The following is a 22,082-nucleotide window of genomic DNA, read 5'->3' on the forward strand; positions in this document are numbered from 1 at the left end:
CCTTGTCGACTGCAAGGTGGTAGCCCGGCTGCTCTTGGTGGCATGACGGGCTACCGCTTAACGCTTAGTAACGGTAGTGTGCAGGCTTGTACGGGCCATCCTTGGGCACACTGATATAAGCAGCCTGCTCATCGGACAGCTCGGTCAGATGCGCCCCGATGCGTGCCAGATGCAGACGGGCGACTTTCTCGTCCAGATGCTTGGGCAGCACATACACTTCGCGGCCGTATTTCGCGCCATTGCAGAAGATCTCGATCTGCGCCAGCACCTGGTTGGTGAAGCTGTTGGACATCACAAACGACGGATGGCCGGTACCGCAGCCCAGATTCACCAGACGGCCTTCAGCCAACAAGATGATGCGCTTGCCGTCCGGGAAGATGATGTGGTCGACCTGCGGCTTGATATTGTCCCACTGGTACTGGCGCAGGCTGGCGACTTCGATTTCGGAGTCGAAGTGGCCGATATTGCACACGATGGCGTTGTTACGCATTTTCTGCATATGCGCGTGCGTAATCACGCCGACGTTGCCGGTGGTGGTCACGAAGATGTCAGCCTCGCCGGCCACCTCATTCATGCGTACCACACGGTAGCCTTCCATCGCCGCCTGCAGCGCGCAGATAGGGTCGATCTCGGTCACCCATACCGTGGCACCCAGGCCGCGCAATGATTGCGCACAGCCCTTGCCCACATCGCCATAGCCCAGCACCACCGCCACCTTGCCGGCAATCATTACATCAGTCGCGCGCTTGATACCGTCAACCAGCGACTCGCGGCAGCCATACAGATTGTCGAACTTGCTCTTGGTCACCGAGTCGTTGACGTTGAACGCCGGGAACGGCAGCTGGCCATCCTTCTGCATCTGATACAGACGATGCACGCCGGTGGTGGTCTCCTCGGTCACGCCCTTGATATGCGCCAGACGCTTGGAGTACCAGTGCGGGTCGAGCGCCAGATGCTGCTTGATCGAGGCGAACAGCGCAGTTTCTTCTTCGTTGGACGGGTGGCCCACCACGCCGATATCGCTCTCGGCACGGCTACCCAGCATCAACAGCAGGGTCGCGTCACCGCCATCGTCCAGAATCATGTTGGCAGGCTCGCCCTCCGGCCATTCGAAAATGCGGTGCGAGTACTCCCAGTACTCGTCCAGGCTCTCACCCTTGAACGCAAATACCGGAATAGCGGCGGCAGCAATGGCGGCAGCGGCATGGTCCTGGGTCGAGAAGATATTGCACGACGCCCAGCGCACATCGGCACCCAGCGCCACCAGCGTCTCGATCAGCACGCCGGTCTGGATGGTCATGTGCAAGCTGCCGGCGATGCGCGCGCCACGCAGCGGCTGGCTGTGCTTGTACTCTTCGCGTAGCGCCATCAGGCCGGGCATCTCGGTCTCGGCAATCGCCAGTTCCTTGCGGCCCCAGGCAGCAAGATTGATGTCGGCGACGAGGTAATCGTTGAATTCAGCCATCGTGTTATTCCTGTCACGAAGGCCGGGAGGGATGCGGCTCACCCGACATCCCGTGCCCGGCACGGGTTGCATAGGTGAGTGCGGTTGAAACGGTCCGGGCCTGGGGCTAAGCCTTGCAGCACTCCCCGGAATGGGGTGATTATAGCCACAAAAATAAACTAATGGCATCACATGACGTGCAATAAAAAACGGATCGCATTGCGATCCGTTTTAAACAACTGCACTGAAAGTGCAAGGCAGTAGAATTTACAGCCCGGCGTCGGCGCGCAGCGCCTCGACCTTGTCGGTGCGCTCCCAAGTGAACTCAGGCTCCTCGCGCCCGAAGTGGCCGTAAGCTGCGGTCTTGGTGTAGATCGGGCGCAGCAGGTCCAGCATCTGCACGATGCCCTTCGGGCGTAGGTCGAAGTGGCGCTTGACCAGTTCTACGATGCGTTCGTTCGGAATGGTGTTGGTGCCGAAGGTGTCGACCGAAATCGAGGTTGGCTGCGCCACGCCAATGGCGTAGGAAACCTGGATCTGGCACTGGCGCGCGAGGCCGGCGGCGACGATGTTCTTCGCCACGTAACGGCCGGCGTAGGCGGCCGAACGGTCAACCTTGGATGGGTCCTTGCCGGAGAAGGCGCCACCGCCGTGCGGTGCGGCACCGCCGTAGGTGTCGACAATGATCTTGCGGCCGGTCAGGCCACAGTCGCCCATCGGGCCGCCAATCACGAAGCGGCCGGTCGGGTTGACCAGATAACGGGTGGCGGAAGTAATCATTTCCGGCGGCAGCACCGGCTTGATGATGTCCTCGATCACCGCCTCGGTCAGCGTCTTGTGGTCAATGTCCGGGCTATGCTGGGTGGACAGCACCACGGTGTCGATGGATTTTGGCAGACCGGTGGCGGAGTCATACACGCAGGTGATCTGCGATTTCGCATCCGGACGCAGCCATGGCAGGCGGCCATCCTTGCGCAGTTCGGCCTGGCGCTGCACCAGGCGGTGCGCGTAGTAGATCGGGAACGGCATCAGCGTCGGGGTTTCGTCGCAGGCGTAGCCGAACATCAGGCCCTGGTCGCCGGCACCCTGGTCGAGGTCAACGCCCTCGCCTTCGTTCACGCCTTGGGCAATGTCCGGGCTTTGCTTGTCGTAACCGACCAACACCGCGCAGCCGTGGTAGTCAAAACCCAGCTCGGAGCTGTCGTAACCGATGCGCTTGATGGTCTCACGCGCGACCTTGATGTAGTCGACGTTGGCGTGGGTGGTGATTTCACCAGCCAGCACGACCAGGCCGGTATTGACCAGGGTCTCGGCAGCAACGCGTGCCTTGGGATCTTCACGGAAAATCGCATCAAGAATGGCATCGGAGATCTGGTCGGCAACCTTGTCTGGATGGCCTTCGGATACGGATTCGGAAGTAAAGAGATATTCGCTCATGGATGGTTCCCAAAGAGAAGGCTTCACGTTGGTGGTAGAATGACCCGTTTTGACCCGGACGCTAGGACTGCCATGTCCCGACTCGCTCAAATCCTGCTCGCCGCCCTTGCCAGTCTGCCGCTACGTTGGCTACAGGCACTCGGTACGTTACTGGGCCGGATTGTCTACCAAACCTCCCCGCAATATGCTGCGAGGATCGAAGAAAACCTGAAAAAAAGTGGAGTTTGCGCCAATTATCAGGTTTATCAAGAATATGTCAAAAAAAGTGTTTCCGAAACCGGAAAAAGCACGCTGGAACTGGCTATCGCCTGGACACGTGATTCTGCTGACATTTGCGCGCTGATCAAATCCTGCGACGGCTGGGAGCATGTCGAACAAGCACTGTCAGATGGCCACGGCATTATCTTTGTCACCCCCCATCTGGGGGCCTACGATATTGCCGGGCGCTACATCAGTTCACGCCTGCCTTTTCCGCTGACCGCCATGTACCGCCCGCCCAAGATGGCGTGGCTGGAGCCGGTAATGCAGGGCGGACGCATGCGCGACAATGCCAAAACCGCACCCGCAACGCCTGCCGGCGTACGCTTGGTCATGAAAGCGCTGAAAAACGGTGAAGCGACCATTATCTTGCCGGATCAGGTACCCGGCAGCGGTGATGGCGTCTGGGCGCCCTTTTTCGGCCGCCCGGCCTATACCATGACACTGGTACCGCGCCTGGCGCGGATGGCCAAAGTCACAACGCTGATGTTTTACGGCGAGCGTCTGCCCAAAGGACAAGGCTTTGTCGTACATGTCAGCCCGCTAGAAGAAGCATTTGACGGCGACAAGGCGGAAGATGCAGCACGGATGAATCGTGCGGTAGAAACCTTGATACGCCGCTGCCCCACCCAGTATCTGTGGAGCTATAACCGTTACAAAACACCGGCCGGCGCCAGCGGGCCACACGCGGAAAACCCGACTCAATGAAGATTGCTTTTGCCCTGCTCTGGCTGATTCGCCTGTTGCCTGTTTGCCTGATTTCACGACTGGCACAGGGACTGGGTGCCGTTACCTATCTTTTGGCCGGCGAGCGCCGCCGCATAGGCCTCACCAATTTGCGCCTGTGCTTTCCTGCCATGAAACAGGCCGAGCGCGTGCGCATCCTGCGCCGCCATTTCGGCCATATGCTGCAACTGATGCTGGAATACGGCATTTGCTGGTGGAGCAGTCCGGCACGCATCAGGCAGCTGGTTGAACTCAAGGATCTGCATCACCTGACCGACCTCAGGGATGCCGGCGAAGACGTGATCCTGTTCTATCCGCACTTTGTCGGCTTCGAACTGGCGGCATTAAGGCTGAATCTGGAAGTGCCGCTGGTCAGCGTCTATTCGCACCAGAAGAACAAGGCGATGGATGCAAAGATGTACGCCGGGCGCAACCGCTTCGACAACGCATTTATCGTGTCACGCCAGGAGAGCCTGCGCGCCATTATCAAGGCCATGCGCAAGCAACACGCCCCATTCCTCTATCTGCCCGACCAGGACTTCGGCCGGCGCGACTCCATCTTTGTGCCCTTTTTCGGCGTGCAGACCGCCACCGTGCCGGGCCTGTCGCGGATTGCAGGACTGGCCAAGGCGAAGATCGTGCCGGCGATTCCTGTGCGCACCCAACATGGCGTCACGCTGACCTTTTATCCTGCTTGGGACAACTTTCCCAGCGACGATATTGAGGCCGACACCCGGCGCATGAACGAATTTCTGGAACAGCGCATACTCGAAGCGCCCGAACAGTATTTCTGGCTGCACAAGCGCTTCAAGACCCGCCCCGAGGGCGAGGCATCGTTCTATCAACGCTGAGAATCGCCCGCTGCGTGGTCGCCTACGCTGGCTGTCCTGTGGGAGCCCGCCAAGCGGGCGATTGATACCCCTCGCCTGCTGGCGGGGAGGCTGGGTGAAGGTGGTGCGGCACGCCCTCATCCGGCGCTACGCGCCACCTTCTCCCGTATGCGGGAGAAGGAAATAGCTAAAAATATCGGCTGTCGGGATAGACACCCTCGCCCGCTGGCGGAAGAGGGTCGGGATGAGGGCAATAACGCTATCGGCGTGCGCCGCGCCAGAAGTAGCAGGCGACAAAGCCGGGGAAGGCGAATACCGCGAACAGGGCCAGCGTGGTGACGTAAAACTGCCAGTTCTGTGCATGCACCGGCATCTGCTGTGCCTCCAAAAGCCGCGCCAGCAGGCCGACCAGCAAATACAAGACCAGAAACTCCAGAAACTGCCAGCCAAAGTGTTTGCGCTTGACGGCAAAGACACCGGCGACGCGCGGCAGAATAAACGGCAGGTTGGCCGCGACCAGGGCGAGCACTAGCAGGACGATGACGCTGGATTCCATTTTATTTCCTGTCACTTCAATAAAAACGGGCGTGTTGCGCAGCTTCGCAACACGCCCGTCCGGTTTTTAAGACGCTGCTTTTACAGAACGGCCAGTGATTGACGCATGGCTTCGATACAAAGTTCAATCAAACCCTGCGGCAACACACCCAGCACCAGCAAGGCCAGCGCATTCACCGACAGCAAAACCTTCATTTCGCCGCGTACCACAATCGGTGTATCGCTCTGTTTGTCGTCAAAGTACATATTCTTCACGACGCGCAGATAGTAGAAGGCACCAACCAGCGACATCATCACCGCAAACACCGCCAGATAGAGCGCGCTCACCATGCCGAAGCCCATATTGACCGCACCCAGGTCGACAACCGACTTGATCACGGCAAACTTGGCATAGAAGCCGGCCAGTGGCGGAATGCCTGCCATGGAGAACATCACCAGCAGCATCAGGAAGGCATACCAGCTATTGCGCTGGTTCAGGCCCTTCAGGTCTTCCAGCTTCTCGCATTCAAAACCGGCATGCGACAGCGCCAGCAAGACACCGAAGCCGGCCAGCGTGGTCAGTACATAGACCATGGCGTAGAACATGGCCGAGGCGTAGCCCTGTTCGTTGGCCGCCAGCAAGCCCAAGAGCAAAAAGCCCATGTGCGAGATGGTCGAGTAGGCCAGCATGCGCTTGATATTGGTCTGCGCGATGGCGGCAACGTTACCGATCATCATCGACAGCGCGGCGATCAACACCAGCATGCCCTGCCAGTCACCCGACAGCTCGCCCAGACCCTGCACCAGAATGCGGATAATGAACACGAAGGCCGCCAGCTTGGGTGCAGCACCCAGCATCAGCGTCACGGCAGTCGGCGAGCCCTGATAAACGTCCGGCACCCACATATGGAACGGAACGGCACCCAGCTTGAACGCGAGACCTGCCACTAGGAACACCAGACCGAACACCAGCAGCACCGCATTGCTGTGGCCGGAGGCAATCGCCGCAGCGATTTCGCTGATCGCCAGCGAGCCGGTAGCACCGTACACCATTGACATACCGTACAGCAGCATGCCCGAGGCCAGCGCGCCCAGCACAAAGTACTTCATCGCCGCTTCCGTGCCGGCAGCCGAGTCACGGCGCAGCGCGATCAGCGCATACAGCGCCAGCGACAGCAGTTCCAGACCGATATACAGCGTCAGGAAGTGCGAAGACGACACCATCACGTTCATGCCCAACAGCGCGAACAGCGACAAGGTGTAGTACTCGCCGCGGAACATGCCGCGATCAGCCACATACTGGCGGGTATACACCAGCACCGCTGCCGTCACGCCATACATCGCGACCTTGATGATGTCGGCCATCGGGTCATCGACAAACATGCCGGAGAAGGTGGTGGTGGCAAACGGCTCGAAAGTCGCCAGTTGCAGCGCGGCACAAGCCGCCAGCGTCAGCAGCGACAAGCCATAGGTAACACCGCGCTTTTCATCAGGGATGAAAAGATCGAGTACGAGGATGAACGACAGCGCCGCGAGCAGGAAGATCTCGGGCAATGCCGGCATCAGATTAAGATCAGCCCAAGTCATTACGTTTTCCTTGTGGCCTTACAGCTTGCTTTGCGCAACATGCGCGATCAGGTCATTCACCGACAGATGCATCTTGTCGACGAAGGCTTGCGGATACAGGCCCATGCCCAGCACGGTCAGCGCCAGCACCGCCAGCACCAGGAACTCGCGCTTGTTCACGTCCTTGAGTTCTTCCACATGGTGGTTGCCCACCTCGCCGAAGATCACGCGCTTGACCATCCACAGCGTGTACGCAGCACCGAAGATCAGCGTCAGCGCGGCCAGTGCAGCCACCCAGAAGTTCACCTGCACCGCACCCATGATCACCATGAATTCACCGACAAAGCCCGAAGTCGCCGGCAGGCCGGAGTTGGCCATCGCGAACAGCACCATAAAGGCGGCGAAAATCGGCATCTTGTTGGCGACACCGCCGTAGTCGGCGATATTGCGGCTGTGCACGCGGTCGTACATTACGCCGATACAGAAGAACATCGCGGCGGAGACAAAACCGTGGCTGACCATCTGTACGATGGCGCCTTCAACCGCCCACACATTCAGCTCGTTGCCGGCAAACAGGAAGAAGCCCAGCGTGACGAAGCCCATGTGCGAGATCGACGAGTACGCCACCAGTTTCTTCATATCGGTCTGCACCAGTGCGACCAAGCCGATATACACCACCGCCACCAGCGATAGGCCGACGATGATGGGGGCCAGTTCACGCGAGGCATCCGGCAGGATAGGCAGGGCGAATCGCAGGAAGCCGTAGGCACCGATCTTCAGCGTGATTGCCGCCAGCACCATGGAGCCGCCGGTTGGCGCCTCGACGTGCGCATCCGGCAGCCAGGTATGCACCGGCCACATTGGCACCTTCACCGCGAACGACATGAAGAAGGCGATGAACAGCAGGATCTGCACATTCAGCGGGATGGCCATCAGATCCTGGAAGGCCAGGATGGAGAAGGTCTTGCCGGCAGCAAAATACAGGTAGATGAAAGCTACCAGCATCAACAGCGAACCCAGCAGCGTGTACAGGAAGAACTTGATCGACGCATACACGCGGCGCGGGCCACCCCAGACACCGATGATCAGATACATCGGGATCAGCATCGCCTCGAAGAACACATAAAACAGGATCGCGTCCAGCGCGGCGAAAGCACCGTTGATCAGGCCGGACATGATCAAAAAGGCGGCCATATACTGCGCCACGCGTTTCTGGATCACTTCCCAGCCAGCCAGCACCACCATCAGGGTGATGAAGCTGTTGAGCACGATAAACAGCATCGAGATGCCGTCCACGCCCAGGTGGTAGTTGATATTGAGCGCCGCAATCCACGGACGCATCTCTTCGAACTGCATGCCCGCATTGAGCACGTCAAAATTCAGGAACAGCGGCAGTGACACCAGGAAACCCAGCGCCGCGCCCGCCAGCGCCAGCCAGCGGGCGAGAACAGCACGCTGATCCCCCCCGGTAGCCAGTACCAGCAAGCCGGCGGCGATAGGCACCCAGATCACCAGACTTAACAGATTAGATAACATAGTCAAAACCTATTTGTTATTTCAATCCCGATACCGCGCTCAACCGAAGATGAGCTGCGAGAACCAGATGGTGATCAGGGCCAGTACACCGACAATCATGGTGGTGGCGTAGCTGTAGATAAAACCGGTCTGCAGGCGGCGTACCACGCGCGAGAACGAACCCACCAGCTTGGCCGAACCATTGACGATCAGGCCGTCGATCAGGAGCATGTCGCAGATCTTCCAGAAGAAGGTCCCCAAAGCACGGCTGCCCTTGGCAAACACGGCAAAGTAGATCTCGTCCAGGTAGTACTTGTTTTCCAGCAGGGTATTCACCGGAGCGAAAGTCTTCTTGATGGCAGCCGGAATCTGTGGCGCCTTCATATAGAACACCCAGGCCGTGACCACACCAGAGAGCGCCAGCCAGAACGGCAGCGTCACAAAGGCGTGCATGCCCATTTCAAAAGCGTGCTCTGCATGCGGCACAACAGCAGCCAGACCCGGATGTGCAGCCAGATTGGTGAAGATCACGCCATTGAAGAAGTCGCCGCCAACCAGCGGGCCCACCGCAAAGTAACCGATGATCACCGAAGGAATCGCCAGCAGCACCAGCGGCAGAGTCACCACCCATGGGCTTTCATGCGGCTTGTCGTTCGGGCCCAGACCGTGGTGATGGTCATGATCCGGCTCTTCATCAGCATGGTCACCATGATGGTTGGCCGGGTGCGCCGCATCCATCCAGCGCTCCTTGCCGTGGAACACCAGGAAATACATGCGGAAGCTGTAGAACGCCGTGACAAATACGCCGGCCAGTACCGCAAAGGTCGCGAAACCGGAAGCGGCCAGATTGCTGTGCTCGACTGCCAGGATGATGGAATCCTTGGAGTAGAAGCCGGAGAAGAACGGGGTACCGATCAGCGCCAAGCTACCCAGCAAGCTGGTGATCCAGGTGATAGGCATGTATTTGCGCAGGCCGCCCATCTTGCGCATGTCCTGTTCGTGGTGCATGCCGATAATGACCGAACCGGCGGCAAGGAACAGCAGCGCCTTGAAGAAGGCATGGGTCATCACATGGAACATGGCCACCGAGTAGGCCGATGCGCCCAGCGCCACGGTCATGTAACCCAGCTGCGACAGCGTGGAGTAAGCCACCACGCGCTTGATGTCGTTCTGCACGATGCCCAAAAAGCCCATAAACAGCGCAGTGATCGAACCGGTGATCATGACGAAGTTCAGCGCGGTGTCCGACAGCTCGAACATCGGGCTCATGCGCGACACCATGAAGATACCGGCCGTCACCATGGTCGCCGCGTGGATCAGCGCCGAAATCGGTGTCGGGCCTTCCATCGAATCCGGCAGCCAGACATGCAGCGGGAACTGTGCCGATTTACCCATCGCACCGACAAACAGCAAGATGCAGGTGACGGTCATCAGCGACCAATCCACACCCGGAATGATCTGGATGGTCTGGTCTTTCACCTGCGGCAAGGCAGCAAACACGTCGGCGTAGTTGAGCGAACCGCCGAAATGCGCCAGCACCAGGCCGATACCCAAGAGGAAACCGAAGTCACCTACGCGGTTGACCAGGAATGCCTTGAGGTTGGCGTAAGTCGCCGTCGGGCGCTTGAACCAGAAACCAATCAGCAGGTAGGACACCAGACCCACCGCCTCCCAGCCGAAGAACAGCTGCACGAAGTTGTTACTCATCACCAGCATCAGCATGGAGAAGGTAAACAAGGAGATGTAGCTGAAGAAACGCTGGTAGCCCGGATCTTCGGACATATAGCCGATGGTGTAGATATGCACCATCAGCGATACCGAAGTCACCACCACCAGCATCAGCGCGGTCAGGCTGTCGACCAGGAAGCCGACGGAGAACTCCATGCCGCCGACAGTCAGCCAGGTGTAAACCGTTTCGTTAAAGACTGCTCCACCGTTAAGAAAACCGTAGAGCACCTTGAGCGAGAGGACGGCCGAAACCGCCACACCCGCGATGGTCACGACGTGTGCGGCGCGGCGTCCTATCGCCCAGCCAAACAAGCCTGCAATGATGGCCCCCGCCAGCGGCGAGAGGGCAATCAGCAGGTATAAGCTCTTCATATCCATTTTCTGGCTTCTCGTTTGTTGGTATCTGCTTAGCCTTTGAGGCTATCCAGGTCTTCAATATTGATGGTGCTCTGGTTGCGGAACAGCACCACCAGAATGGCAAGACCGATAGCAGACTCGGCTGCGGCCACCGTCAGGATGAAGAACACGAAGATCTGCCCCGCCGTATCGGAGAGGTAGTGCGAAAAGGCGATGAAGTTGAAATTCACGGCCAGCAGCATCAGCTCGATTGCCATCAGCAGAACGATCACGTTCTTGCGGTTGAGGAAAATCCCCATCACGCTGATGGAAAACAGCACGGCAGCCAGCACGAGAAAGTGTGTCAGAGTCAGCACTTTGCTTTCCTTTCTTGCGGGCTCAAGCCTGCGGCTCGTTGGTTTCGTTAATCACCGGCTCGTCGCGTACGGCGGCCATTTTTACAATACTCAGGCGATCGCTAGCCTTCACCTCGACCTGCATGGCAGGGTCGACATACTTGCCGTCCTTGCGCTCGCGCTGGGTCAGCGCAATCGCGGCCACAATCGCCAGCAGCAACAGCACGGCAGCCAGTTCGAACGGCATCAGATAGGTGGTGTAGATCTGCAGGCCCAGCACCTTGACGTTGCTGGCATCGGCTGCCAGCGGCGCGGCCGCTTCGTAGCCGGCCAGATGCGCTTGCGGGCTGGCCAGAATCAGCACCATCTCGGCCACCATAATCAGCCCCACGGTCGCAGCCAGCGGGAAGTGCTGCCAGAAACCGGCACGCATCTTCTCGATATTGATGTCCAGCATCATCACCACGAACAGGAACAGAACCATCACCGCGCCGACGTAAACCAGCACCAGCGCGATGGCCAGAAACTCGGCCTGCAGCAGCAACCAGTGACCGGACGAGGTAAAGAAAGCCAGCACCAGCCACAGTGCGGCATGCACCGGGTTCTTGGCAGTCACGACCTTGAAGGCCGAGAACAGCAGGATCGCCGAGAGTACGTAAAAAACTATCAATGGAAAGCTCATGTTCCCCCCTTAGCGATACTTGGCGTCGGCGGCCTTGTTCTTGGCAATTTCGGCTTCGTACTTATCGCCTACTGCCAGCAACATCGGCTTGGTGTAATACAGGTCGCCGCGCTTCTCTCCGTGGTATTCGAAGATATGCGTCTCGACGATGGCGTCGACCGGGCACGCTTCTTCACAAAAACCGCAGAAGATGCACTTGGTCAGATCGATGTCGTAACGGCTGGTGCGGCGGGTGCCGTCATCACGCTGCTCCGACTCGATGGTGATCGCCATGGCCGGGCACACCGCCTCGCACAGCTTGCACGCGATGCAGCGCTCTTCGCCATTGGCGTAGCGGCGCTGGGCGTGCAGGCCGCGAAAACGCGGCGACATCGGCGTCTTCTCTTCCGGGAACTGCACGGTGATCTTGCGCGCAAAGAAATAGCGCAGCGTCACCGATAGGCCCTTGAGCAGCTCCAGCAGGAAGAAGGTCTTGAAAAATTTATTCATATTGTTTCTCCGGTCCCCGACCTTATTGCCACAAGGACAGCGGGCTCATCATCCACGCACCGACCACGACCACCCATACCAGCGTCACCGGAATGAAGACTTTCCAGCCCAGGCGCATGATCTGGTCGTAGCGGTAGCGCGGGAAGGTCGCACGGAACCACAAGAAGCAGAACAGCACCAGGCTGATCTTCAGCGCAAGCCAGATAAAGCCGGACGCCCCCAGCAAGCCCCACGACGCCGGGAACGGCGACAGCCAGCCACCTAGGAACATCAGCGAAGTCAGCGCCGCAATCAGGATCATGTTGGCGTATTCGGCCAGGAAGAACACCGCGAACGCCATGCCCGAGTACTCGACATGGAAGCCGGCCACGATTTCCGATTCGCCTTCGGCCACGTCAAACGGCGCGCGGTTGGTTTCCGCAACACCGGCAATCAGATAGACGATGAACATCGGAAACAGCGGGATCAAATTCCACGACAGAATGGAACCGCCGCCCATTCCCCGCCCTTGCTGGTTGACGATCTCGACCAGGTTGAGGCTGCCCGACACCATCAGCACCGTCACCAAGGCAAAGCCCATGGCAATCTCGTAGGACACGATCTGTGCCGCCGAGCGCATGGCGCCAAGGAAGGAGTACTTGGAGTTGGCCGCCCAGCCGGCGATGATCACGCCGTACACACCCATCGACGTCACCGCCATGATGTACAGCAGCGAGGCATCGATATTGGCCAGCACCAGCGTGTCGGTAAACGGCACTACCGCCCACGCAGCCAGAGCCGGTGCGATCGACAGGATGGGGCCGATAATGAACAGCGCCTTGTTCGACTTGGCCGGCAGGATGATCTCTTTCAGCAAGAGCTTCACGCCGTCGGCAATCGGTTGCAGCAGGCCGTAAGGACCGACCCGGTTAGGGCCGATACGCAGCTGCATATAACCGATCACCTTGCGCTCGGCCAGCGTCAGATAGGCAACGGCCAGCATCATCGGCGCAACAATGGCAACGATTTTGAGCAGGGTCCAGACCACCAGCCCGGCTTGCTCACCCAGCAATCCTTGAATGAATTCCATGGCTTACCCCCGCTCGATTTCAATGGTGTCGAACATGCCGCCCAGCATCGCTGTTTCGGCACGCGCCACCGCCAGACGAACCACACCGGCCGGCAAGCCCGCATCCAGATGCGCAGGCACACGCAGCGTCGCGCCGCCCTGCTTCACCAGCGCAAGTTCGCCCTCGGCCAGACCTGCCGAAGCAAACACATCGGCAGCAACCCGTGCAACCGGCGCAGCGGCCAGTGCGGTCGCCTGCAAGGCTGGCGCATGGCGGCAGATGGCATCGGTGCTGTAAACCGGCACTTCACCCACCCGCACCACCCCGGCCTTGGCTTCCGTTTTGGCTGCGATGCTGCTCAGGCTGTTGTTCAGACGCTGGGCGATATCGCCCTTGGCCAACAGTTCGCTACGGACTTCTTCGGCGCTGTTAAAGCCGAAACCGTCGAGGCTCAGCATATTGCCCAGCACGCGCAGCACCTTCCACGCCGGACGCGCTTCGCCTTGCGGCTTGGTCACGCCGTTGAATGCCTGCAGACGGCCTTCCATATTGACGAAAGAACCGGCCGTTTCGGAGAACGGTGCGATCGGCAGCAGCACGTCGGCGTAGTCGAGCAAGCCTTCGCTCTGGTAGGCCGTCAGCGCGATCACGGTCGCCGCCTGCTTCATGGCCGCCACGCTGGCTGCGCTGTTATAGCCATCGAACTCGGGCTCGGTGTTCAGCAGGACATAGGCCTTGCGTGGCGAAGCGATCATCTCGCCGGCGCTCATGCCGCCTTGCGCCCATGCGCAAACCAGTTCCGCGCCCACGCTATTGGCCGCTTCGGACAAGACACCGAAACCGGCACCGCTCAAACGGGCAATCTCCTGCGTCAGCGCCAGCAGTTCGCTGTAAGCCGGGTGATGCTGGGCAACGGCGCCCAGTACGATGCGCGCCGTTTCGCCTGCGCACAGGCTGTCGGCGATGGCTTGCGCCTGAGTCGACACGTCCACCTGAGCCAAATCCAGCGTGCTGTCGCCACCCTTGATCGCCACCACTGCCTTGAGCACCTGCGCTACCGCATTGACCAGCGCCAGAGGCGAGGCAATCAGCTTGGCGTGGACGTTCATCAACAGCTCGTCGTCGGCGACATGGATGATATTGAGCGCCATGCCCTTCTTGCTGGCCTGGCGAATGCGCGAAGCCAGCAAAGGCTGTTCGCTGCGCAAGCTCGAACCGATCACCAGCACCGACTTGGCCGCAGCCAGTTCGACGATGGAGGAACCCAGCCACTCGGCGCCCTGCTTGGCCGCATCGGCACTAAAATCGCTGCGCGACAGGCGGTAGTCGATATTGTTGACGCCGAAAGCACGCGCCAGCTTCTGCGCCAGATACAGCTCTTCGGTGGTCGAGTGCGGGCTGGTCAGGAAGCCGATGGCGTCCTTGCCGTGATCGGCCGATACGCCGTTCAGACCCTTGACCACATAGGCCAGTGCGGTTTCCCAGTCGGTATCGTGCCAGCGCCCGTCAAACTTGATCTTCGGGGTCTTCAGGCGCGCATCGCTGTTCAGGCCCTGATAGGAGAAGCGGTCGCGGTCGGCGAGCCAGCACTCGTTGATCTCTTCGTTTTCCAGCGGTAGCACGCGCATCACTTCATTGTGCTTGACCTGGACAATCAGGTTGGCACCCAGACCATCATGCGGGCTGACCGACTTGCGGCGCGACAGCTCCCAGGCACGGGTGCTGTAGCGGTAAGGCTTGGAGGTCAACGCGCCAACCGGGCACAGATCGATCACGTTGCCGGAGATTTCCGAATTCACCGTCTTGCCCAGGAAAGGCAGGATCTCGGAGAACTCGCCGCGATGAGCCATGCCGATTTCCTGGAAGCCGCCGATTTCCTCGGTGAAGCGGACGCAGCGCGTGCAGTGGATGCAGCGGCTCATTTCTTCGGCCGAGACCAGCGGGCCCATATCCTTGCCCGGCACGGCACGCTTTTCTTCCTGATAGCGCGAAGCACCGTTGCCGTAACCGACCGCGATGTCCTGCAGCTGGCATTCACCGCCCTGGTCGCAGATCGGGCAATCCAGCGGGTGGTTGATCAGCAGGAACTCCATCACCCCGGCCTGGGCCTTCTTCGCCAGATCGGAGTGGGTATGGATCTTCATGCCGTCCGTCACTGGCGTGGCACAAGCCGGCAGCGGCTTGGGTGCCTTTTCCACCTCGACCAGACACATGCGGCAGTTGGCCGCGATGGACAGTTTCTTGTGGTAGCAGAAGTGCGGAATATACGTCCCGATCGAATGGGCAGCTTCCATTACGGTGCTGCCCTGCGGGGCCGTCAGTTTTTTACCGTCGATTTCGATTTCAAGCATCGCTCAACACCATTTGTGATCCACCAGCGGCTTACCGTGTTCGATCAGGTACTCGAACTCATGACGGAAGTGCTTGGTGAAGCTGCGGACCGGGAAAACGGCGGCATCGGCCAGCGCACAGATGGTGCGGCCAGCCATATTGTTGCCGACGGAATCCAGCAATTCGAGATCTCCCGGACGGCCTTCGCCGTTCAGGATGCGATGGATGATGCGGTACAGCCAGCCGGTGCCTTCGCGGCACGGCGTGCACTGGCCGCACGATTCCTCGTGATAGAAGTAGGCCAGACGCTCCAGCGCGCGCACCATGCACACGTCTTCGTTCATCACGATAACGGCGCCCGAACCCAGCATGGAACCGGCCTTGGAAATACTGTCGTAATCCATGGTCACGCCCAGCATGATCTCGGCCGGCAGTACCGGCGCGGACGAGCCGCCCGGGATCACCGCCTTGAGCTTTTTGCCGTCACGCATGCCGCCGGCCATTTCCAGCAGTTCGGTAAACGGCGTGCCCAGCGGCACTTCGTAGTTGCCCGGACGGTTCACATGGCCGGACACCGAGAACAGCTTGGTGCCGCCGTTGTTCGGCTTGCCCGCTTCCAGGAACTTCTGCGCGCCGTCCTTGATAATGAACGGCACCGAAGCGAAGGATTCGGTGTTGTTGATGGTGGTCGGTTTGCCGTACAGACCATACGACGCAGGGAACGGCGGCTTGAAGCGCGGCTGGCCTTTTTTGCCTTCCAGCGACTCCAGCAAGGCCGTTTCTTCGCCGCAGATATAGGCGCCATAACCATGCGCCGCATACAGCTCGAAATTGAAACCGGTACCAAGAATATTCTGCCCCAGCAAGCCGGCGGCACGCGCTTCATCCAGTGCGGCTTCGAACTGCTCGTAGGCTTCGAAGATTTCGCCGTGGATGTAGTTGTAACCGGCTCGGGTGCCCATGGCGTAACCGGCGATGATCATGCCTTCGATCAGCGCATGCGGGTTGTAGCGCAGGATGTCTCTATCCTTGAACGTACCCGGCTCGCCCTCGTCGGTATTGCACACCACGTATTTGTCGCCAGGGAAGCTGCGCGGCATGAAGCTCCACTTCAGGCCGGTCGGAAAGCCCGCACCACCACGACCGCGCAAGCCGGAGTTTTTCACTTCGGCAATCACCTCGTCCTGCGGCATCTGCGCCGCAAGGATTTTACGCAGGGCAACATAACCGCCACGCGCCTCGTAGGCGGCCAGACGCCAGGCATTTTCGTCCTGGGTGTCCACGCCTTCGAAAATCACACCACTTTTGAAGATCGCCATTATTCGAGCTCCGCCAGTTTCTGGTCTATCGCTGCCGGCGACATATGGCTGCACATCTTGTGGTTGTTCACCAGCAAGACCGGTGCATCACCGCATGCGCCCATGCACTCCCCTTCCAGCAGGGTGTACTTGCCGTCGGCCGTGGTTTCGCCGATGGCGATGCCCAGCTTTTCCGACAGGTATTTGGCGGCAGACACACCACCGGACAGTGCGCACGGCAAATTGGTGCAGACGGTGATCTTGTACTTGCCCACCGGCTTCATGTCGTACATGTTGTAGAAAGTGGCTACTTCGTACGCGGCAACCGGAGCAATCTCCAGATAATTCGCCACATACTCGATCACCTCGGGCGTCAGACAGCGCGCCTCCGGCGTCTGGCCCTGTTCGCGACGTTCGGTCAGCGCGATCCTCAGCGCGGCCATTACCGCCGACCGCTTCTGGTCGGCAGGGTACTTGGCAACCTCGCGGTCAATACTTGCAAGCGATTCTGCGGACAACATCAGCGGTCAATCTCCCCAAACACGATATCCTGCGTACCGATGATCGCGACCACGTCGGCAATCATGTGACCGCGTGCCATTTCGTCCAGGCCCGCGATATGCGCGTAACCCGGGGCACGGATCTTCAGGCGGTACGGCTTGTTGGCTCCGTCGGACACCATATAGATACCGAACTCGCCTTTCGGGTGTTCGGTACCGACATAGACTTCGCCCTCGGGTACATGCATGCCTTCGGTAAAGAGCTTGAAGTGGTGGATCAGCTCTTCCATATTGGTTTTCATGCCTTCGCGCGATGGCGGCGCCACCTTGTGGTTCTCGGTAATCACCGGACCCGGGTTGGCTTTCAGCCACTTTACGCACTGGGCAATGATGCGGTTGGACTGGCGGAACTCTTCCATCCGCACCAGATAACGGTCGTAGCAGTCACCGGTCTTGCCGACAGGAATGTCGAAATCCATCTCGGCATACACGTCGTAAGGCTGGGTCTTGCGCAAGTCCCACGCCACGCCGGAGCCGCGCAGCATCGGGCCGGTAAAGCCCAGCTGCAAAGCACGCTCGGGGCTGACCACGCCGATGCCGACGGTACGCTGCTTCCAGATGCGGTTATCGGTGAGCAGGGTTTCATACTCGTCGATGCAGGCCGGGAAGCGGCGGGTGAAGTCCTCGATGAAGTCCAGCATCGTGCCCTGACGGTTTTCGTTCAGGCGTGCGACTTCACGGGCATTCTTGATCTTGGAAGCGGTGTACTGCGGCATGGTGTCCGGCAGATCGCGATACACACCGCCCGGGCGGAAGTAGGCCGCGTGCAGACGCGCACCGGACACCGCCTCGTACAGATCCATCAGATCCTCACGCTCGCGGAACGCGTACAGGAACATGGTCATCGCGCCAATGTCGATCGAGTGCGCACCGATCCACAGCAAGTGGTTCAGGATGCGGGTAATCTCGGCAAACATCACGCGGATATACTGTGCGCGCAGCGGTACGTCGACCCCGGTCAGCTTCTCGACCGCCAGGCAGTAGGCGTGCTCGTTGCACATCATCGACACGTAATCCAGACGGTCCATATAAGGAAGCGCCTGGATATAGGTCTTGGATTCGGCCAGCTTCTCGGTGCCTCGGTGCAGCAGGCCGATATGCGGGTCGGCACGCTGTACCACCTCGCCATCCAGCTCCAGCACCAGGCGCAATACGCCGTGTGCAGCCGGATGCTGCGGGCCGAAGTTCAGCGTGTAATTGCGGATATCAGCCACCGTAGTTCTCCTCGCGAATAATGCGCGGGGTGATCTCGCGCGGTTCGATGCTGACCGGCTGGTAGATCACACGCTGCTGGCTTGCGTCGTAACGCATTTCCACAAAGCCCGTCACCGGGAAATCCTTGCGGAACGGGTGACCGACAAAGCCGTAGTCGGTCAGGATGCGGCGCAAATCCGGGTGCTGGTCAAACATCAGCCCGAACAGGTCGAACGCTTCGCGCTCGTACCAGTTGAGGCAGCTCCAGACACCGGTCAAGGTAGGCAGGACGGGAAAGTCATCATCCTCGGCAAAACAGCGCAAACGGATGCGCTGGTTGTGCTTGAGCGACAACAACTGATACACGGCGGCAAAGCGCGGACCGTCCCAGGGACTATCCCGGTACGTGCTGTAATCCATGCCGCACATGTCTATGCATTGTTCAAACGAAAGCTCGGCCGAATCGCGCAATTTTGTCGCGACTTCGACCAAGCAATCAGACTTGCATACGACAGTTAGCTCGTCAAACGCAATTGTGCTATGCACAATATGTGGCGCGAGCAGACTCTCGACGCTCGATTTGAGCGCTTCCATTTTGGAGGCCATGGCGTCTCCCTCAGCGGGCGATAGTATTGGTGCGTTTTATCTTGTTCTGCAGCTGAATGATGCCGTACAACAAGGCTTCAGCCGTTGGCGGGCAGCCCGGCACGTAGACATCGACGGGCACGATGCGGTCACAGCCGCGCACCACAGAATACGAGTAATGGTAATACCCGCCTCCGTTGGCACACGAACCCATGGAAATCACCCAGCGCGGTTCAGCCATCTGGTCGTAGACCTTCCTGAGGGCCGGAGCCATCTTGTTGCACAAGGTACCGGCAACAATCATCAGGTCGGACTGACGCGGACTGGGGCGGAATACGATGCCGAAGCGGTCCAGATCGTAACGCGCCGCACCGGCATGCATCATTTCCACCGCACAGCAGGCCAGGCCGAAAGTCATCGGCCACATGGAACCCGTGCGCGTCCAGTTGATCAGGGTGTCAGCCGTAGTGGTGACAAAACCCTTCTCGAGAATCCCTTCTATTCCCATTCCAGCGCCCCTTTTTTCCATTCATAGATAAAGCCGATCGTCAGAATGGCCAGGAAAACCAGCATGGCGCCAAAACCGAACATGCCGATTTCCTTGAGCACGACAGCCCAAGGGAACAGGAAAGCGATTTCGAGATCGAACAAGATAAAGAGAATTGCAACGAGGTAGTAACGCACATCAAAACGCATGCGCGTGTCTTCGAAAGCTTCGAAGCCACACTCGTATGGTGACAGTTTCTCAGGGTCGGGCCGATTGGGGGAGACGAGCTTACCAAGAAGGATAGGCCCGACACCGACCATAAGGCCGACAATGACAAACAGCAAGATAGGGAAGTAATTCTGCAGCATTTTCCCGAACACCCCTAAAAAAGAAAGGCAAGCCTTTCTATCGCTCCAAAAAAAAACAGGTCACCGGAATCCCGGTGACCTGTTTTTTAGATATTGTGGTGCCGACAGTGAGACTCGAACTCACACAGCCTATGGCCACTACCCCCTCAAGATAGCGTGTCTACCAATTTCACCATGTCGGCACTGAACAAACCTTGGTTTACTCCGGTACTACTGGACCGGTTTTATTATTATCAGCCGCACCGCTCGGGACTTGCGAGACAGGCTGTTCAACACTATGACCCATCACGCCCAAATCATTCTGTCTCTCAGTGGACAGATAGGACAAGACCAGACAGGTAGAGAAGAATACAACAGCCGAAAAAGCTGTCGCTCTACTCATAAAATTCGATGAACCCGATGCACCAAACAAACTTCCGGAAGAACCGCCACCACCGCCAAATGCCGCCCCCATATCTGCGCCCTTACCATGCTGCATCAGCACAAGAACGATAATAGAGACTGCGGAAAGCAGGTTTACAATCCAGATCAGTGTTTTCAGGAGTTCCATTTTATCTACTTTTCAACGGTCTGGCAAATTAATTCAAACGTACTAGCATCCAGCGAAGCCCCACCAACAAGCGCACCATCAACACCAGGCACTGCCATGATGACCTCAGCGTTGTCTGCCTTGACGCTGCCGCCGTAGAGGACGCGAATATTATCAGTGCCCCCCAGCGTTTGCAATAGCCATTTTTTTATTTCCGCGTGGATTTCGCTAATTTGTTCAATATTCGCTACTTTTCCCGTACCTATCGCCCAAACCGGCTCATAAGCCACAACCAGTTCGCGCCCGGCAAAGCCACGCAAAACTTCGAGCTGGGAAAAAATCACTGACAAATACTCACCCGCCTCGCGCTCGGCCAGCGTCTCGCCCACACAGAACACCGGCACCATGCCCGCATCCAGCGCAGCCTGCAGTTTATCAACCAGACATGCCCCGGCCTCGGCAAAATACTGACGCCGCTCGGAGTGACCGATCAAAACATAGCGGCAACCCAGATCGGCCAGCATGGAGGCAGAAACTTCACCGGTATATGCGCCGTCAGCGGCAAACCGGCTCACATCCTGGGCACAAACCTGAATGCCGGAGCCTTCACACAGCGCGGCAATCTGCGCGATATAAGCGGCGGGAGCAGCGATACCTGCGCCGCTACGCGCAATCGCCGGCATAGACAGCATGGCACGCAGCAGTTGTTCATTAGCGGCCAGCCGCCCGTTCATCTTCCAGTTACCGATTACCAGCTTGGCACCCATTTCCGACTCCAGTATTTCTTGCAAGTGCCGCATTATTCAGAGGGTCACGGGCGAGCGTCAACCCGCAAAGACGATTGATGACAGTGAATGTAATATTTCTGAAAAGAAAGCAGGCTAGGATGCGCCCATCGAAACTTTCTTGATGCACAAACCGGAGTCAGCATGAAACACACCGTACGCCTCGCTGCCACACTGACCCTGACGGGTGCCTTTATTGCCCCAGCCTTTGCCGCCGACATTACCGGCGCCGGCGCAACCTTCCCTTACCCCTTGTACGCCAAGTGGGCAGAGGCTTACAAAGCCAAGACCGGCAACCGCGTCAACTATCAGTCGATAGGCTCCGGCGGCGGCATCAAGCAAATCGAATCCAAAACCGTAGACTTTGGCGCATCCGACATGCCGCTCAAGCCGGAAGAATTGGCCAAAAAAGGTCTGGTACAGTTTCCGACCGTGATCGGCGGTGTCGTACCGGTCGTCAACCTGCCCGGCATCAAGCCTGGTCAGCTTAAGCTGACAGGCCCGGTTCTGGCCGACATCTATATGGGTAAAGTCAGCAAGTGGAACGATCCGGTCATCGTCAAACTCAACCCGGGCGTGGCGCTGCCTGACCAGAAAATCACCCCGGTACGCCGCTCCGACGGTTCGGGCACGACCTTTGTCTTTACCGACTATCTGTCCAAGGTTTCTCCTGCCTGGAAATCCGCCATCGGCGCCAACACTTCGGTAGCATGGAAAGTCGGCGTAGGCGGCAAAGGCAATGAAGGCGTGGCCAACTACGTTAACCGCATCAAAGGCTCGGTCGGCTATGTTGAATACGCCTACGCCAAGGTCAACAACATCCCGCATGCCGCCGTACAAAATGCATCCGGCAGCTTTATCCAGCCGGACGACAAGAGCTTTGCCGCGGCAGCAGCTGGTGCCGACTGGAAAAATGCCCCCGGCTTTTACCTGATCCTGACCAAGGCCCAGGGCAAGGAGAGCTGGCCTATCTCTAGCGCAACCTTCATCCTGAT

22 protein-coding genes, 1 tRNA gene and 1 riboswitch are annotated in these 22,082 nt (G+C 58.7%); of the genes, 3 read left to right on the plus strand and 20 right to left on the minus strand.

What is annotated here, in order from left to right:
* Positions 1 to 64: 64 nt before the first annotated feature.
* Together ahcY and metK are read right to left on the minus strand one after the other, a co-directional pair.
* Entirely contained in the window at positions 65 to 1,465 is a 1,401-nt protein-coding gene (gene ahcY, locus EGI20_RS02315; protein ID WP_124734724.1) for an adenosylhomocysteinase, read from the minus strand.
* 69 nt (positions 1,466 to 1,534) lie between these two features.
* A riboswitch (S-adenosyl-L-homocysteine riboswitch) is annotated at positions 1,535 to 1,598 on the minus strand.
* Between the two features lie 113 nt (positions 1,599 to 1,711).
* Positions 1,712 to 2,881, minus strand: coding sequence for a methionine adenosyltransferase (gene metK, locus EGI20_RS02320; RefSeq protein WP_498629308.1), 1,170 nt, complete (start codon positions 2,879 to 2,881; stop codon positions 1,712 to 1,714).
* A 72-nt stretch (positions 2,882 to 2,953) separates the two neighbouring features.
* On the opposite strand from metK, the gene EGI20_RS02325 reads away from it, so the two are divergent.
* Positions 2,954 to 3,847 carry a lysophospholipid acyltransferase family protein gene (locus EGI20_RS02325; protein WP_498629310.1) on the plus strand — a complete coding sequence of 298 codons (894 nt, stop codon included), beginning with the start codon at positions 2,954 to 2,956 and terminating at the stop codon, positions 3,845 to 3,847.
* Complete coding sequence (locus tag EGI20_RS02330) at positions 3,844 to 4,716, plus strand: lipid A biosynthesis lauroyl acyltransferase (RefSeq protein WP_498629312.1); 873 nt, start codon at positions 3,844 to 3,846, stop codon at positions 4,714 to 4,716. Before EGI20_RS02325 ends, EGI20_RS02330 begins: the two co-directional genes overlap by 4 nt.
* 238 nt (positions 4,717 to 4,954) lie before the next feature.
* Here the strand turns inward: EGI20_RS02330 and EGI20_RS02335 are convergent, their stop codons facing one another.
* The 18 genes from EGI20_RS02335 to tpiA all read right to left on the minus strand — a co-directional run bounded on the left by EGI20_RS02335 (position 4,955) and on the right by tpiA (position 21,069).
* Positions 4,955 to 5,251, minus strand: a complete 297-nt coding sequence (locus tag EGI20_RS02335) for a DUF2818 family protein (RefSeq protein WP_498629314.1) — start codon at positions 5,249 to 5,251, stop codon at positions 4,955 to 4,957.
* Between the two features lie 80 nt (positions 5,252 to 5,331).
* Positions 5,332 to 6,816: an NADH-quinone oxidoreductase subunit NuoN gene (nuoN, locus tag EGI20_RS02340; protein ID WP_498629316.1), complete on the minus strand. Its 1,485-nt coding sequence runs from the start codon at positions 6,814 to 6,816 to the stop codon at positions 5,332 to 5,334.
* An 18-nt stretch (positions 6,817 to 6,834) separates the two neighbouring features.
* Positions 6,835 to 8,331, minus strand: coding sequence for an NADH-quinone oxidoreductase subunit M (locus tag EGI20_RS02345; protein ID WP_124734718.1), 1,497 nt, complete (start codon positions 8,329 to 8,331; stop codon positions 6,835 to 6,837).
* A gap of 39 nt (positions 8,332 to 8,370) precedes the next feature.
* Complete coding sequence (gene nuoL / locus EGI20_RS02350) at positions 8,371 to 10,416, minus strand: NADH-quinone oxidoreductase subunit L (RefSeq protein WP_498629319.1); 2,046 nt, start codon at positions 10,414 to 10,416, stop codon at positions 8,371 to 8,373.
* 29 nt (positions 10,417 to 10,445) lie between these two features.
* Positions 10,446 to 10,751 (minus strand): NADH-quinone oxidoreductase subunit NuoK, encoded by a 306-nt coding sequence (nuoK, locus tag EGI20_RS02355; RefSeq protein ID WP_124734716.1) that lies wholly within the window; start codon positions 10,749 to 10,751, stop codon positions 10,446 to 10,448.
* A 22-nt stretch (positions 10,752 to 10,773) separates the two neighbouring features.
* Complete coding sequence (locus EGI20_RS02360; RefSeq protein ID WP_498629321.1) at positions 10,774 to 11,412, minus strand: NADH-quinone oxidoreductase subunit J; 639 nt, start codon at positions 11,410 to 11,412, stop codon at positions 10,774 to 10,776.
* Between the two features lie 9 nt (positions 11,413 to 11,421).
* Entirely contained in the window at positions 11,422 to 11,901 is a 480-nt protein-coding gene (gene nuoI, locus EGI20_RS02365) for an NADH-quinone oxidoreductase subunit NuoI (RefSeq protein WP_124734714.1), read from the minus strand.
* Between the two features lie 22 nt (positions 11,902 to 11,923).
* Positions 11,924 to 12,970, minus strand: a complete 1,047-nt coding sequence (nuoH, locus tag EGI20_RS02370; protein ID WP_124734713.1) for an NADH-quinone oxidoreductase subunit NuoH — start codon at positions 12,968 to 12,970, stop codon at positions 11,924 to 11,926.
* A gap of 3 nt (positions 12,971 to 12,973) precedes the next feature.
* Positions 12,974 to 15,301, minus strand: coding sequence for an NADH-quinone oxidoreductase subunit NuoG (gene nuoG, locus EGI20_RS02375; RefSeq protein ID WP_498629324.1), 2,328 nt, complete (start codon positions 15,299 to 15,301; stop codon positions 12,974 to 12,976).
* 3 nt (positions 15,302 to 15,304) lie between these two features.
* The gene (gene nuoF / locus EGI20_RS02380) at positions 15,305 to 16,600 is read right to left on the minus strand and encodes an NADH-quinone oxidoreductase subunit NuoF (protein ID WP_124734711.1); all 1,296 of its coding nucleotides are present in this window, start codon (positions 16,598 to 16,600) and stop codon (positions 15,305 to 15,307) included.
* Complete coding sequence (gene nuoE, locus EGI20_RS02385; RefSeq protein ID WP_124734710.1) at positions 16,600 to 17,100, minus strand: NADH-quinone oxidoreductase subunit NuoE; 501 nt, start codon at positions 17,098 to 17,100, stop codon at positions 16,600 to 16,602. The genes nuoF and nuoE overlap by 1 nt, the downstream gene beginning before the upstream one ends.
* On the minus strand, positions 17,100 to 18,353 hold the full coding sequence (locus EGI20_RS02390; protein WP_498629327.1) for an NADH-quinone oxidoreductase subunit D: 1,254 nt from the start codon (positions 18,351 to 18,353) through the stop codon (positions 17,100 to 17,102). Before EGI20_RS02390 ends, nuoE begins: the two co-directional genes overlap by 1 nt.
* The gene (locus EGI20_RS02395; RefSeq protein WP_498629329.1) at positions 18,346 to 18,939 is read right to left on the minus strand and encodes an NADH-quinone oxidoreductase subunit C; all 594 of its coding nucleotides are present in this window, start codon (positions 18,937 to 18,939) and stop codon (positions 18,346 to 18,348) included. Before EGI20_RS02395 ends, EGI20_RS02390 begins: the two co-directional genes overlap by 8 nt.
* A gap of 10 nt (positions 18,940 to 18,949) precedes the next feature.
* Positions 18,950 to 19,426, minus strand: a complete 477-nt coding sequence (locus EGI20_RS02400; protein WP_124734707.1) for a NuoB/complex I 20 kDa subunit family protein — start codon at positions 19,424 to 19,426, stop codon at positions 18,950 to 18,952.
* Entirely contained in the window at positions 19,417 to 19,773 is a 357-nt protein-coding gene (locus tag EGI20_RS02405; protein WP_498629331.1) for an NADH-quinone oxidoreductase subunit A, read from the minus strand. Before EGI20_RS02405 ends, EGI20_RS02400 begins: the two co-directional genes overlap by 10 nt.
* 96 nt (positions 19,774 to 19,869) lie before the next feature.
* Positions 19,870 to 19,955: transfer RNA gene (locus tag EGI20_RS02410), tRNA-Leu, on the minus strand.
* A gap of 17 nt (positions 19,956 to 19,972) precedes the next feature.
* Positions 19,973 to 20,323, minus strand: coding sequence for a preprotein translocase subunit SecG (secG, locus tag EGI20_RS02415; protein ID WP_498629333.1), 351 nt, complete (start codon positions 20,321 to 20,323; stop codon positions 19,973 to 19,975).
* 5 nt (positions 20,324 to 20,328) lie between these two features.
* Positions 20,329 to 21,069 (minus strand): triose-phosphate isomerase, encoded by a 741-nt coding sequence (gene tpiA, locus EGI20_RS02420; protein ID WP_498629341.1) that lies wholly within the window; start codon positions 21,067 to 21,069, stop codon positions 20,329 to 20,331.
* 162 nt (positions 21,070 to 21,231) lie between these two features.
* Here tpiA and pstS point away from each other — a divergent pair.
* Positions 21,232 to 22,082, plus strand: an 851-nt coding sequence (pstS, locus tag EGI20_RS02425; RefSeq protein WP_498629335.1) for a phosphate ABC transporter substrate-binding protein PstS, incomplete at its 3' end; no start/stop codon positions are given.

This window comes from Aquitalea sp. S1-19 (genome assembly GCF_024343515.1).

What these genes read in the sequence shown, in the direction of transcription:
- ahcY (WP_124734724.1), bottom strand. Translation starts at nt 1,465, where the DNA reads ATGGCTGAATTCAACGATTACCTCGTCGCCGACATCAATCTTGCTGCC.
- metK (WP_498629308.1), bottom strand. Translation starts at nt 2,881, where the DNA reads ATGAGCGAATATCTCTTTACTTCCGAATCCGTATCCGAAGGCCATCCA.
- EGI20_RS02325 (WP_498629310.1), top strand. Translation starts at nt 2,954, where the DNA reads ATGTCCCGACTCGCTCAAATCCTGCTCGCCGCCCTTGCCAGTCTGCCG.
- EGI20_RS02330 (WP_498629312.1), top strand. Translation starts at nt 3,844, where the DNA reads ATGAAGATTGCTTTTGCCCTGCTCTGGCTGATTCGCCTGTTGCCTGTT.
- EGI20_RS02335 (WP_498629314.1), bottom strand. Translation starts at nt 5,251, where the DNA reads ATGGAATCCAGCGTCATCGTCCTGCTAGTGCTCGCCCTGGTCGCGGCC.
- nuoN (WP_498629316.1), bottom strand. Translation starts at nt 6,816, where the DNA reads ATGACTTGGGCTGATCTTAATCTGATGCCGGCATTGCCCGAGATCTTC.
- EGI20_RS02345 (WP_124734718.1), bottom strand. Translation starts at nt 8,331, where the DNA reads ATGTTATCTAATCTGTTAAGTCTGGTGATCTGGGTGCCTATCGCCGCC.
- nuoL (WP_498629319.1), bottom strand. Translation starts at nt 10,416, where the DNA reads ATGGATATGAAGAGCTTATACCTGCTGATTGCCCTCTCGCCGCTGGCG.
- EGI20_RS02360 (WP_498629321.1), bottom strand. Translation starts at nt 11,412, where the DNA reads ATGAGCTTTCCATTGATAGTTTTTTACGTACTCTCGGCGATCCTGCTG.
- nuoI (WP_124734714.1), bottom strand. Translation starts at nt 11,901, where the DNA reads ATGAATAAATTTTTCAAGACCTTCTTCCTGCTGGAGCTGCTCAAGGGC.
- nuoH (WP_124734713.1), bottom strand. Translation starts at nt 12,970, where the DNA reads ATGGAATTCATTCAAGGATTGCTGGGTGAGCAAGCCGGGCTGGTGGTC.
- nuoG (WP_498629324.1), bottom strand. Translation starts at nt 15,301, where the DNA reads ATGCTTGAAATCGAAATCGACGGTAAAAAACTGACGGCCCCGCAGGGC.
- nuoF (WP_124734711.1), bottom strand. Translation starts at nt 16,600, where the DNA reads ATGGCGATCTTCAAAAGTGGTGTGATTTTCGAAGGCGTGGACACCCAG.
- nuoE (WP_124734710.1), bottom strand. Translation starts at nt 17,100, where the DNA reads ATGTTGTCCGCAGAATCGCTTGCAAGTATTGACCGCGAGGTTGCCAAG.
- EGI20_RS02395 (WP_498629329.1), bottom strand. Translation starts at nt 18,939, where the DNA reads ATGGCCTCCAAAATGGAAGCGCTCAAATCGAGCGTCGAGAGTCTGCTC.
- EGI20_RS02400 (WP_124734707.1), bottom strand. Translation starts at nt 19,426, where the DNA reads ATGGGAATAGAAGGGATTCTCGAGAAGGGTTTTGTCACCACTACGGCT.
- EGI20_RS02405 (WP_498629331.1), bottom strand. Translation starts at nt 19,773, where the DNA reads ATGCTGCAGAATTACTTCCCTATCTTGCTGTTTGTCATTGTCGGCCTT.
- secG (WP_498629333.1), bottom strand. Translation starts at nt 20,323, where the DNA reads ATGGAACTCCTGAAAACACTGATCTGGATTGTAAACCTGCTTTCCGCA.
- tpiA (WP_498629341.1), bottom strand. Translation starts at nt 21,069, where the DNA reads ATGGGTGCCAAGCTGGTAATCGGTAACTGGAAGATGAACGGGCGGCTG.